The following is a 13280-nucleotide window of genomic DNA, read 5'->3' on the forward strand; positions in this document are numbered from 1 at the left end:
TACCATCTTTCCTCCCTCACGGGAATATCCCTGACTTTCCTACCTGGGCAGTTACCATGTACACACGAATTACCTGCACAGTAAGGATGCCATGCTGAACCTGCACAGTAGTTATATGCATCAGATGCTAAGACCGACGCAGCAAAGTCTGTACCGTTATCATCAAAATTGTGGTCAAAGCAGATAATTTTTGTGCTTATACCGTTTTGTTGAAACTTAGGACCAATGTAGTCTTTAATAAACCCTATTTCATCCTGTATAGACATTTGCATTCCAGGATATGCATCAGGTTCATACTGGGGTTCATTCTGAATTGTTACTGCATATACAGAAATTCCTTTAGCCTCACATTCCTTAACATATTTGACAAAGTAATCAGCATATACGTTGTAGCATTCAGGACGCAGGTATCCACCATGCCCATAAAGTCCCTTGTTAGAGCGCATCCATGCTGGTGGACTCCACGGGGTAGCAAATATCTTTATGCGACCCGGATTTACTTTATATGCCATATCGAGCATAGGGCGTATGTAAGCGTCTTCCCTCGAAAGAGAAAAGTTGTTTAAAGACCAGTCATCAGTATTATTGGTAGTATCATCTAATGTCCACGCTTCCCAGCTAAAATCAGATGCTCCTATAGGTTGCCGAAGCAAGCTTATATTTATTCCTGATTGTCCGAATAAATCCTGCATGACTTCAGCCCTTTTCTGGTCTGTAAGCTTATACTTTAGTAGCCAACATGACGCATCGGTCAGTGAGCCACCGAAACCATCTATTTGCTGATACTGTGTATCTTCGTCAATAATTATTGTATGATTATTAACGCCACTGTCAGCCGCAAAATAAATATCTGTCTGCCTTACCAGCATAGTGCTTGTATTAGGTACAGATAGCCATACCTCTACACTTTCTTGAGATGACTTAATGTTCAAGCTCATAAGTATGCTCCTAGAATAACTTCTTAAAATCTGCCATTTTTCTACACTTAACTTTGTTAGAAACTATGCAACCCAGTCTCATCGTCATCAGCGTAGCTATAAGCTATTTGATGAGAAAAAAGTGTTTAGTAATGCGCCATCCGATCGCAGTAAACGCTGTTGCCCATATCTACATTCAACATTTGGATAAAATGTTTGTAAAAGCCGACTCTATCTGTTAGCACAGTTGGCGTAAGTATGCTACATTCGAGACCGTCAAATCCAAAATTTTTGACCACACCTGCGATCGCCTTGGTATTCAGAGCCGCAAAATTCCGATCGCTACATGAATTACCATTTAAGATTTATCCTCCTTTAAGAAGTGATATAGTGTGAACGAAAAACGCTAAAATAGATTGAATCAAGTGATTAGTTTGACATTGAAAACCGAGTTAAGCCAGTGAATATATTTACAAAAACGGGATGCACCTTGCAGTCAATATCTACAATGAACCCACCCTGCTACTTACTTGTGGATACTGCTGATAATTGTTCAAGTTCAGATGATTCTACCGAAACATAAATTGGGGTTGGATAAGGGTCAGGGCAGACTGGTGTTTGAGTAATCCAGTCACCGTTACCGCCACCGTCAGCGATCGCAAAGTCTGTTCGGCAGTTGAGAATAGCGCCGTGTCCGAGTCCTGTTGCCGTTGTATTGCTGATTGTCATTGTACCTGCACAACGGATTTCCATTGCGTAAGTACCAGCACCGATAATCTGATTACGGTTGAGGGTTACATTGGTAACGTTACTGCCAATGAAATGAATCGCTTCATAGTTGCTGTCGATAATTTGATTATCTTCAACATTGATAACGCCCGTCATGTCTGCGTCAAGCGCGTAGAACCACAGCGCTCCCGTACCGAAATTCCAGCCATTGTAGTGATCCTGTGAACCAGCACGAACGATCGCGTTGCGGGCAATTACCGTTGTGCCGCTGATTGGTTTACTTCCGGGGAAGCGGTTGCCGACGTGGATACCACCCCCTTCAGCCTGCTGGTCAGCGACGTAGTTATCGGTGACGACGTTAGATTCACCCCCATAGATGGCGATTCCGTTTGCCAGCACTGGTATTTCAACGCGGTTGAACGAAAAGGTGTTGAAACCGCCACCTCCTTCGTTCCACATTGCGAGGGCATCATCGCCTGTGTTGCGGAAAAATGACTGTGTAACAGTGGAATTGGTGACTTGTCTGTGGAAATTGATCCCGTCTGCTTGCTGATTACGGACTCGGACATTGCTGATTGTCAGCTTGTCAAATGGCCCGTCCAGCCACATACCACACTTGCTATGCTCTATCCACAGGTTTGTAAACGTTGAGTTCGAGTAGGCGCCGCCGATACCGTTGAGCTGGTCGTTATCGACGCGCTGGGTAACTTCGCCCCAAATTGCAAAATCCGAAAAGTTGACATTTTGTGCAGATGTCCCTGTATTCCAAGGCCCCATAAGTCCGGCATTATTACCCGTCTGCGCCACAAAGTGAATCTTGGAATACCAGATACCCGCACCCTTGAGTGTTACGCTGTCACGTACCTGTAGCCAAGTGCTAACTTTGTACTCGCCAGGCGGAATCCATAATCCCCGACGCTGACTTGATGATGCATCAAGCGCATTTTGGAAAGCAGTAGTGGAATCCTGTACGCCGGACGGATCTGCACCAAAATCAGCGGTCAGCGAGAGATATCCCTCTGGCATCACACAAGCAGGTGCTACTTGCTCAAAGTCAACTAGGTCAATGATGTACCAGGGCGCGGTACTATTTGACTCCACCTGAATCCGAACCTTGTCGTCCGCAGACATCTGTGGTGTTAGCCGATTTGCCTCATCATAAAAGTGATGCGGTCTGATGTCGCCGGGATTGTTATTGAATGGATAGGTACCGTAAATCCAACTGTATTTCGATGTCAAGATTAGGTCGGGTTGTTTTTCACCGTTGATGTACAAGCCGATGGGTGTTGTTAGCCCTGTACCATCGGCTGAGTCGGGAATGGCGTAACGGACGATGACTGAGTTTGCATCGCGTGGTATGGTGAACTCGACATATTGCCCTACGGTATCGAGTTTCACGGCGCGACGTTCAATTGCTTCATTTGCCAACCCTGGATAAGTACGGTTATTGCGTCCATCAATTACGGTACCGTTGTGGTCGGCATTTTTAGCTTGAATTTCATCATAGGGCATGGTGGTGGGGCCTGCGGTGGCTGGTGCAACAGCGTTAGGAATGTAGGTTTTCTGACCTACCTGCAAATTAGAAGCTTCTGCTTTGACAAATTGAGTTCCATCCATGTTCATAATTTCACTCCAACGGTAAACGTGCAATAATCGAATAAGCGTTTTTGATTCTAGGCAATGAACTTACTGAGATGAACAATTTTGGTCTTTTCAGGAGATAGCTTTAAACCTCTTTGTTTGAGCCAGGTTTTTAAGGTTTCAACCACTCGTTCGGCATCTTCTTTTGACTCACAGAATGCAGTGAAATCGTCCGCATATTCAATCCAAGTTGATTTAGTGAACAAGACCAGAGCGGAGTGCCCGAATAGCTGCCTGGGTACGATCGCCAGCACAGAGCTTCTTCAAAATATTTCGGACGTGGGTCTTTACTGTACCTGTGCTGACATATAGCTTTTCACCAATTAGGGAATTACTATATCCATCAACAATCAATCGCAACACCTCTAACTCACGCTCGGTCAATGGTTCAATCTCAATGATTTGCTTGTATTCTGGCTCAATCGCTCGAATGGTAACGGTTTCTGAGCGATCGCAGTCCATCGTCTTAGTAGAACTGATAACTTCTGCTTGATTAGGGTAGACATGTTGAAGTAATTCAACAACTTCTAGTGCAACAGCCGTGAAAGCATGATTGATAGAAGAATTACCAGAATCATCAACTTGACTTGACACGTTTAGATGCTTGAAATCATGCTTAAGTAGAAATAGGACCGATGTCATAATTCTGTCCTCATCGAAATATGAATTGGTTACTAATCAACGCTTTATGTGAATTAAAAATGCCCTACCGATAGCAAGGGTTTCAGGCTGTGGTTTAACCAAGATGTTTAGCTATGTTGACGTATTTACGTCTTTCTAGACTCCAACTCACATAAGCCGTAATCAAATAATTTGTAATTCATAATTACACTTATTAAAGTAATAAAAATTACCACCAATTATACTGATTTAATAAACGGTATTAAATTTTATCGAAAAGGTCGCTGTGTTTGCATGAGTTCAATATAGGCAATTGACTCTCACTTGTCGTCCACTCAGAGTTTACACTTTTTCCCAACAAAGCGATTGATGAAGCAATCCATCTCAAAATGGCAGCTTGGCTCTAACTAAAGTTGGTATCCAAGTTTGAACTAAAGTACAACTTACAAACTGATGCAGTCATGCTAATCCTTGGTGGATCTGGAGGTAGAGGTTTTGATCAACCTTAAGTTTGAGGCTTTGAGCAATCCTAAGTTGGTGGTATTCAGAAGGCAGAAGGGAACCCACGTTTTTAAACGTGGGATTGAAGCAATGACGCAATGCAAGTCGCGCTACGCGTCGACGCTCGATGACTCGCTAACGCTGCGCTATCGATACAATTCTTTTTTTTAACTGGGCTTTATACCCAGAACTAAAGTTTTTATTAATACTCCTTTCCTTCTGCCAACTGAGCCTCCTGCCCTCTGCCTTTCTTGTAAGCTTATACGGTGGTAAGCCCTCGTCTTAGGGCAATAATGGTTGCTTGGGTGCGGTCTTTAGCCCCCAACTTACTTAAAATTCGGTTGACAAACGATTTGACGGTGCTTTCAGTAATCGTTAAGGCAACACTAATTTCTAAATTGCTCATGCCTTGAGCGACTAATAGCAGGACTTCTAATTCGCGATCGGTCAATTCTGGATTGTTCATGCGCTGCACTAATTTAGCACCAACATGGGGTGGAATATATGGCTGACCGGCGTGAACAGTGCGAATCGCGCTTCGTAGTTCACTGGGTTTAGAATCTTTGAGCAAGTAACCTTTTGCTCCTGCTCGTAACCCTCGATAAATATCCTCATCGCCATCGTAGGTGGTTAATACAATGATGCGCGCTGTGTTAAATTCAGTGCAAAGCGCCATAATTGCTTCAACACCTCCCATTTCAGGCATTCGCAAATCCATCAAGGTGACATCTGGTTGCTCTTTGCGAAACAACTCGATCGCCTCAATTCCATTTTGTGCTTGACCAACCACCGTCATATCCGATTCTTCATCAATGATGGCAATTAATCCTTGTTGGACGATGGCATGGTCATCTACGATCAGAATGCGAATGATGTTTGTTTGATTCACAGCTGCTTACTCCCGATTGACAACGACAACAATTTCTGTACCTTGACCCGGATGGCTTTGGATGACTAATTCACCGCCAATTTGCTCTACCCGTTCACTCATACCCAATAACCCAAAGCCTTTATTGACAGAGACTTGATCAATGGTAAATCCCTGCCCATTGTCTTTAATTCGTAACAAACACTGAGACTCCTCACAAATTAATTCAACGTTAATTTGAGTGGCGTGAGCATATTTAATGGCATTAGTTAATGCTTCTTGTCCAATCCGTAGTAAATGATTTTCCACATTAGGTGGCAAAGGATAGGTAGCACCAATGATTTCACAGGTGAGCTGGGTATTCGTAGATAATTTCATTTGATTAGTTAAGCGTTTAAGAGCATCAAATAAGTTGCCCTCTTCCAATAGTTTGGGTCGCAGTGCCGTCACCGATCGCCGTGCTTCAGCCAGTCCTGTACGCGCCAATTCATCTACAGTTTCCAGGTGTGCTTCTGCCTTATCTGGTTTTTTGATGATGAGTTCCATTGCGGCTCCCACATGCAGCAGAATGCCCGTAAAAGCCTGTGCCAGAATATCGTGTATTTCCCGTGCCATTCGGTTGCGCTCATCCAGAATGGAAGCTTCTTCAGCACGTTTGCGATCGCTGATGTCTTGTCCAATGCCCACAAATAGACGATTGGCAAGTTGAACATTTGCCCAAGCAGTGTTTACAAAGCGATCGTCTTTTGTTCTAATTTTTAAATCTAACCAGGTGCCAGTAGCGGCTAACATGTGGTCTAAAATTTGCTGTCGCTGTTCTGAATCAGAACTACATTCAGCAACTAGATCAATATTATGTAAATCGGTAGCTGACCAACCCAAAATTTGCTCAAACTGATGATTGACAAACTCAACACGCCCCGTTACATCGTAAAGCGTAATCATCACCGGAATATGATCCACGATCGTCTGGAGAAGCTGTTTTTGCTGGCTTAAAGTCTCTTGTGCCTGTTTTCGTTCAACAATCTCTTGCTCTAGTTTCAGGGTTCGCTCTTCCACCTTTTGTTCTAACGTGCGAGCGTATTCCTTGAGATTTTCCCACAGCAGATAGCTATTGCTGGTAATAGCAGATCCGACAAGAGCCAGCAGCGGTGGCATGATGATCACCCACCAACCCAGTAGAAAGAAACCGTAGGCTCCACCGCAAAGAACGATGCCCAACAGTACAATTTTCAATCCGGTTTGTCGCGGTGATGAAGCTGTCGAGCCGATGACGGCTCCAATGGTTGACCAAACAACGATCCACAGGCATTCCATCGGTTCTGACCAAGTGTGCAGTAGAGATCGTCCATCTAATGCCGCGCTCAACAGTTGGCTGGTTAACAGCGCGTGAACTTCAACACCAGAGGGTACGGCAGTAGAGTCGGTGGTGTAGGACGTAAAAAACTTGTCTTTTAGGCTTTCTGCTGTTACCCCAATTAGGACGATCCGGTCACGTACCAAATCGCGTGGCAGTCGTCCCTGCAAAATATCCGTGAGTGTGATCGTGCGAAACCCATGCCGGAATTTGGGAAAATTTGACAAAATTTGATATCCGCCTGCATCCATCCCTAAATAACCACCATCATTGGGCTGCAATGGCGTAAAAATGGCTCGACCCAATCGAAACTTCGTCTGCTTAGGGTTAAGAGGTTGACGGTAAATACCTTGTTTGTCAAGGTAAAAGAATGCCAGACGTGCGCCCAGCGTAAAGATTGATCGATTGTCCTGAGTTCTTAAATACAGCAGGCTGCGGCGCACCCGACCATCTCTGTCCAACAGCAGATCACTGGCGCTGACTTGATCGCGCTGTTTTAAGAGTGGTGCGCCTGGAACAACTTCACCGTTTGCCGCTTTAATCACGTTCTCAATCCCAATTAAGTTGGGTGTAGTGGTAAAGACCTTCGCTAAGGCTTGATGACCGGGTTCTACAGGTAAATCTCGAAAGATGTCTAGTCCAATGACTCTCGGTTGCTGTTGTTTGATGGATGAAATGAGTTCAGCCAGCACTGCATCAGACATGGGCCATTGTCCAAGCTGATTAATATCTGACTCATCAATTGTCACAAGGACAATCCGCGAATCAACTGGTTCAGAAGGACGCAAACGAAACATCTGATCCAGCGCGATTAACTCCATTAATTGCAGTGCGCCAGTTAACCGTAAAACCAGCAAACTCCCAGCAATGCTGGGGACTGTGATCAAGACCCCACTCCATCGCCAAATTTGCTGTTTCAGTGTTGTCCACATAAGTTAAGGCGATCGCTCAACGCTGGTTTTCTTTCTCTAAGTTGCTATTAATCATGGTATCGACTCCCCCTGATTGCAACAGTTCACGCCAAGCGGTGTTGATACTTGGGTCATTCATTTGGCTGCGCCTCAACTGATATAGAACGGCAAGAGCATCGTACCAGACATCTGCTTTCTGATAGAGTGCTACCTGTTCTTTGAGTGATGCTTGCTGAATTTGACGTAAACGCGCGGAGTCGAAGTCAATGCGCTCAACCATACCTGTGACAAAGCGATCCTCCAGGCGATCGCTTGGATTGCAAATGATGGCAAACGACCAGGTATAGGGTTGACCTACAGTTAAAGGCGGTGTTTGGGTGGGCAGGGTGAGGTTGATCAGGTTGGGAGTGTTGGTCAAAGCAACCGTGGTGCGATAAATCCCGCGACCCTCTCGACTGCGGAGGCTAAATTCTGCATTCTTCGCGCTGGTTTTTGGCACGTAGACGAGAAACGTAGGATGCTCTGATAAGGTGAAGCCTGGTTTAGTTGTGGGGCTGAGGGCAGTCAGCAACGGGCTACTTGTTGCCGCTTCCGTATCTTGAGGGCAGTTGGATGGATTGCGCCGTCCTCCTGCCGATGATCTATCTGGATTTGTGGGTGGCGGTGGTGGATTACTCTGGGCGAGTTGGATGGTAAATTGATTCGCAAAGAAAGATTGGGACGGGGTTGGCGAAGCAATACCGGGCGCGATCGCCAGTTCTAACGTCAGAACAATGCCAATGGGCAGATGATACAGCAGAGTTTTGAGGTTAGACATAACGTTTTTATAACCAATTTCCTAAAAGAACAAACGGTGCCCAGTAGTAAGGCGAGGTGTAATCGTCTTGATGCAACAAGGCGATCTGAGCGCGACGCAATGCCTCGGCTTTCGTCACTCCAGGCTTTCTTAACTGACGATAAAACTCAATCATCAAAGAAGCTGTGGAGCGATCGCCCACAGACCACAAGGAAGCGATGGTACTGCGCGCTCCCGATCTCACTGCCACACCTGCCATCCCCAGAGCGGCGCGGCGATCGCCCGTTGCCGTTTTGCAGGCACTGAGAACTAGCAATTCGATTGGGTTGAGTTTTCCTTCTCTAGAACGGAGCAGTCGATCCAATTGTCTAACGTTAATCCGTCCATCCCAAGTCAAGATGAAGGTGTTGTCTGCATTCGAGCTAAACTCACCGTGCGTTGCTAGGTGAACGATGGGTGACAGCTTAGAATCAATCGTTTTTTCAAACGAGCCATTTGTGAATGATTTATCTAGCAGCACTTGGGCTGGAATTTCTGATTTAATTTGATCAATTTCGACTGCAACATTGGGCAATGCCGCAAATCCTCCCCGCGCTTGCGTCAACCCAGCTAATAATCCTTGGAACCGTTGACGCTCCAGTGGTTGGGTTTGAAGCAACTGGAGACCGGGAGTTAGCGCGATGCTATATTTTTCAATCAAATACTGCTGACCATCGTGCAGGGCTGCCATTGGCAAACTCCGCAGCAATCCATCAGGCACAAATACGAGCGTTTTGATCTCACTTGTCGCCAGTTCAGCCGCGAAGGGACGCAGGAGCAAATTATAGACCTGTTGAACACTAGGCAACCAATCTTCCACAAAGGCTGTAGGTCTAAGCGATTGGCGCATCTGTGTCAAAATGCGTTCTACTTCTACTTGCAGAACGGGCGTTTTGTAATATCGCAAAGGCTGATTGGGCAACGCCAGAATCACCGCCAACTGGCTGGGCAGAATCATTGGATAGATCACCGCCCCATGAGGATCAATCTGGTCAATTTTTACCGGACGGGCGGTGCAGGCTTCTCGGAAGAAGTTGTCGAGTTCTGCCAACTGGAGTGCTTCGATCGTCTCGCGTGCCTGTTTCAGGTTTTCCTGGCTGGGTGCATCACCGTCAGACTGCAACAGCAGTTCCACAAATTGTCGATAGACAGGTTCGACACTTTCTCGGAATGAAAACTGCACATCCTGGTTTACCGCAACCAGTTCACTACGGAGGGATTGCAGCAGTTTGACCGCTTCAGCATAGGCGATCGTTGCATTGTGCAGATTTCCAATGGCAGGGCAGGGCTGTTTACCTTGACAAAAAATCCGTCCCAGCTGCCACTGCCACTGATAGGCAATGTCGGGGGCATCAATGGATTGAGCCAGACTAAGTGCTTGTTGGGTCAGGGTTTTAGCATCGTTCCATTGATGGGTTGTTTCATACAAACTACCCAAAGCGCCAAGGGCATAGGATTCAGCACGAGAATCACCTGAAGAACGAATTTGTTGAATTGCGATCGCCAGTTCCTGAGCTGAGGTTTTGAGCGATTGAGCCACGAATTTGGGAGTAGATGAGGCGGATGGATTACTGGTTGAAATGCTGAAACGTTTATCCGTTTCATCTGTTTTATCATTCGTTGCCAACTTGATCAGGCTTCGAGCTAAATTGATGCGGGTATATGCCGCCAGACGACCAGGCGGTAACTGGGCAAGCTGGGATTGAATTTGTGTAAATAGACGTTGAGCCTCTGCTGGTCGATCGCTGTCAATTAGCAAACTTAACTGGGCAAGTTGAATCTGAGTTTTTGCGGTCAGGGAGGGAGCGATGAGCATCGCTTTTTGATAAAAATCCAGGGCAGTATCTGTGTTTCCCTGAGCGCGGGTTGTGTTACCCAGACTCAAGAGAATGCCGCTCTGCTCGGATGCCGATTGCGGTGTATCGTCTTGTAGTTTCTGGGCGATCGCTAGACTCTGCTCCAAAACAGTCCGAGATTGAGCCAGGTTGCCCGCTAACCTCAAAAGCTTACCCAGATTTCGCAACCCTGTCACCTTCAAAGGACTATCAGGCTGATTTTGCAGCGACTGTTCTACTTGTGTCAAAAGATTGGCTGCTCGTTTGTAAAGTCCGTCTGCTTGTAAGGCTCTGGCTTGATTAATCTGGCTACCGAGAATGCCAGTGATGTCGCCTGCTTTGCGATAGGCAGCGATCGCTGCTTGCCAGGTTTCAAACGCCTCGGATGCTTGACCATGAGCGAGCTGTAACTCTCCTTGGATAGTCAACACTTGGGCAAGCACGGAAGCAGTCTCCGAATTGGCTACCGAGTTTTGAGCGGTTAATAGCGAGATAGCTTGCTTGATCTTCCCTTCAGCTTGTGTCTGCTGTCCCAGATCATTAAACGCAATGGCAAGAAAGCTGAACACCAGCCCCTGATTGAGACGATCGCCGCTAGTCTCGTAACGAGCGGCTGCCTGTTGCCAGAGGGCGATCGCATCTGAAAGTTGCCCTGCCCGATAGCGATCTTCCGCCTGCTGCACAAGCTGGGCTGGTGGAATTGTAGAAGACTGAGGAGACTGGGATATAATTTCTACAGATTGTCCTTGATTTTCTACCTTGCGGTCATGAGTGACATATAGGGCAACCGTAATTCCAGCATGAAGGCTCATTGCGATGAAAAACCCTACCAGAGCAAATCGAAAAGATTGTAGCCACCCCCGATTTAACAAGAGGCGCTGCATTTTAGACAATCCTTGATTGATTCGCCTGTTCTTGTGTCCTCCATTCATCGCAGGTATAAGGCTCTCTAGTACTTGCGTAAACAGATGTCTGTTTGTGACATCACAACTAACATTATTGCAGGTTTTGTTCAATCAAGCTAGGGAAGATGAGTAAGTTTACTTACTTAAGCTGTTTACCGACTCAGTGCTGAGTGCTGAGTCCTGAGTGCTGAGTCCTGAGTAAATTAAGAAATACTCAGTACTTTTGCACTTGGTAAATGCCCCGCCCCTTGTGGGCGGAATCTTTATAATACTGGAGAAGGTTGATACCCCACCCCTCTCTGCGAGACGCTGCGCGAACGTGGGTGGTCTTTTTAACTCAGCACGGGCTAAACGCCCCGCTTCCGCTAACAGCACTCGGAACTCAGCGCTATCTACTGCTTTCCCCTCGTGAACAGACTCCTGACCATTTCAACCGATTCTGCACCGTTGGGTCACGAGTGCTGGCAACCAGGGAGATTTCTCCAGTACGAGTTATCAGCCATCTGGTAGCTTCGATGATGGGGGTGTGGGGAAGTGCAGGAGAATTAAGAAGTGAAGCAGTTTCCGTGTCCCCTTGTCCTGCCCCATCTACCTGTTGATTTGCAACCAGCCTGCGCCGATCCTGCCAGTTGGCATCATCATCTAATTGCTGTTCCGGTGTAGGCGGCAAGCCTCCGCGACCGCTGATCACGAAAGAATTCCCTTGATTGGCAGGACACCCTTGGGCAATCAAACCAGAACGATCTACAAAGTCAGTGGGCAACGCGACTAATCCAGAAGTTGGGTCAATGCCTGCGGTGTTCACATTGGTCGTGCCACTCAGCGCAGAGGTCGCACCTGTTGCAGTGATATCACTCAAAGGGGTGGAAACCAAACGGGGCTGGATACCAAAGATTGAAAAGGCGTTGATGCGAACATTACCACCGCGAAAGTCTTCAGAGTTGGCGCTGATGTTGCTATCTTCGTTCGGCACCGCCACCAAAAAGCGCGTATCGATCCCAATGTTGCCGCCAGGAATGTTGGCTCCTGTAGCATTCGTTGTAATGTTGCTGCCATTGCGTAAGAGAATCAGGGGCGATCGCAAATTAATATTGCCTCCACCCCCCGATGTGTCGGCTCGAATGCTGCCTTGATTTTTGAGAAAGATGCGATCGGCATCGACAAACAAGTTGCCTGCACTGCCGGTACCCGAACTGCTGACAGTGACTTGTGCCTGGTTTTGGATGTTGAGGTTTCGAGTGCGGAGATTCAAGTTTCCACCATCGCCGCTGGCATCCGTTCCAGCAGCAATCACCGAACCGTTCCCGGTTAACGTAATGGAGTCAGGGGCAGTAATGGTCAACTCTCCTCCCTTCCCCCTGTTGAAAGTGGAGGCAGAAATCTGTGCGCCATCCTGAAGGTTTACCCGCACACTTTGTCCGTCACCGCGTGGCTGAACGGTCAAATTGCCTGCATTTCCAATGCTGTTGGTGCCAGCAAATAAACCACTGGTTGCTCCACTGAGTTGCAAGTCAGGCGTATTCACCGTGATGTCACCTGCACGACCGTTACTTGACGTAGTGGTAAGCAGTTGCCCACCACTACTCACGCCCACCGTGTCGGCGCTGACGGTAACATTGCCCGCATCTCCATCACCAGAGGTAGAAGCGGAGAGGCGAGCATTATTGAGAACTGAAAGCGATCGCCCTCTAATGTCAATATTGCCTCCCTTGCCCACTCCACCTTCAGAAAGCGTGCTGATGGCATCCCCTCTATCAAACGAAACAGCATCGCTTGCTTGAATCTGGATATTGCCAGCATTGCCTTGCGATCGAACGTCTGTGATGATTTGCCCTTGCTCGGAAACCGAGAGTGAACCTGTGGTGATGGTGACATCTCCTCCATCTCCCACCGAGCCTTGTGTTGCTGTGGTAAACACCCCACTGCGAAGAAAAGTATTACTAGGGACTGTACCACGAATCTGTACAGAGTCACGTGCCTGAATGGTGACACTACCAGCATTTCCCCGTCCATTCGTGGCAGTATTCAAAGCACCTCCATTGATTAAAGACAGCAAGCCAGTGGTAATCATCAAATTTCCACCTCGGCCAACCCCGCTTGATTCCACTTGTGAGCGGTTGAGGAGGGACTTCGTTTCCCCTCCACAAATATAAAAGAAAC

The 13280-nt window shown here is 47.0% G+C and carries 8 protein-coding genes and 2 pseudogenes; all 10 read right to left on the bottom strand.

Annotation, left to right across the window (positions count from 1 at the left end):
- A partial coding sequence (locus VB740_RS13735; protein ID WP_323200548.1) for a glycoside hydrolase family 30 protein occupies window positions 1–938 on the bottom strand: 938 nt, incomplete at its 3' end.
- Between the two features lie 125 nt (window positions 939–1063).
- A complete protein-coding gene (locus tag VB740_RS13740) occupies window positions 1064–1282 on the bottom strand; it encodes a glycoside hydrolase family 19 protein (protein ID WP_094331994.1) in 219 nt (72 codons plus the stop codon).
- Window positions 1283–1439: 157 nt separating this feature from the next.
- Window positions 1440–3269 (bottom strand): glycosyl hydrolase family 28-related protein, encoded by a 1830-nt coding sequence (locus VB740_RS13745; RefSeq protein WP_323200549.1) that lies wholly within the window; start codon window positions 3267–3269, stop codon window positions 1440–1442.
- 50 nt (window positions 3270–3319) lie between these two features.
- Window positions 3320–3541, bottom strand: coding sequence for a reverse transcriptase domain-containing protein (locus VB740_RS13750; protein ID WP_323200550.1), 222 nt, complete (start codon window positions 3539–3541; stop codon window positions 3320–3322).
- Window positions 3483–3734: pseudogene (locus tag VB740_RS13755) on the bottom strand (response regulator transcription factor); the annotation flags it as partial. The gene VB740_RS13750 and the pseudogene VB740_RS13755, both read right to left, overlap by 59 nt.
- Window positions 3735–4668: 934 nt before the next feature.
- On the bottom strand, window positions 4669–5298 hold the full coding sequence (locus VB740_RS13760) for a response regulator transcription factor (protein ID WP_323200551.1): 630 nt from the start codon (window positions 5296–5298) through the stop codon (window positions 4669–4671).
- Between the two features lie 6 nt (window positions 5299–5304).
- Entirely contained in the window at window positions 5305–7566 is a 2262-nt protein-coding gene (locus VB740_RS13765; RefSeq protein WP_323200552.1) for a CHASE2 domain-containing protein, read from the bottom strand.
- A 16-nt stretch (window positions 7567–7582) separates the two neighbouring features.
- Window positions 7583–8362: a DUF928 domain-containing protein gene (locus VB740_RS13770; RefSeq protein ID WP_323200553.1), complete on the bottom strand. Its 780-nt coding sequence runs from the start codon at window positions 8360–8362 to the stop codon at window positions 7583–7585.
- A 7-nt stretch (window positions 8363–8369) separates the two neighbouring features.
- The gene (locus VB740_RS13775; protein ID WP_323200554.1) at window positions 8370–11099 is read right to left on the bottom strand and encodes a CHAT domain-containing protein; all 2730 of its coding nucleotides are present in this window, start codon (window positions 11097–11099) and stop codon (window positions 8370–8372) included.
- Window positions 11100–11508: 409 nt separating this feature from the next.
- Window positions 11509–13280, bottom strand: a pseudogene (locus VB740_RS13780) (S-layer family protein); the annotation flags it as partial.

Source organism: Nostoc sp. UHCC 0251 (genome assembly GCF_034932245.1).
In the GTDB taxonomy this organism is placed as follows: Bacteria; Cyanobacteriota; Cyanobacteriia; order Cyanobacteriales; family Nostocaceae; genus Nostoc.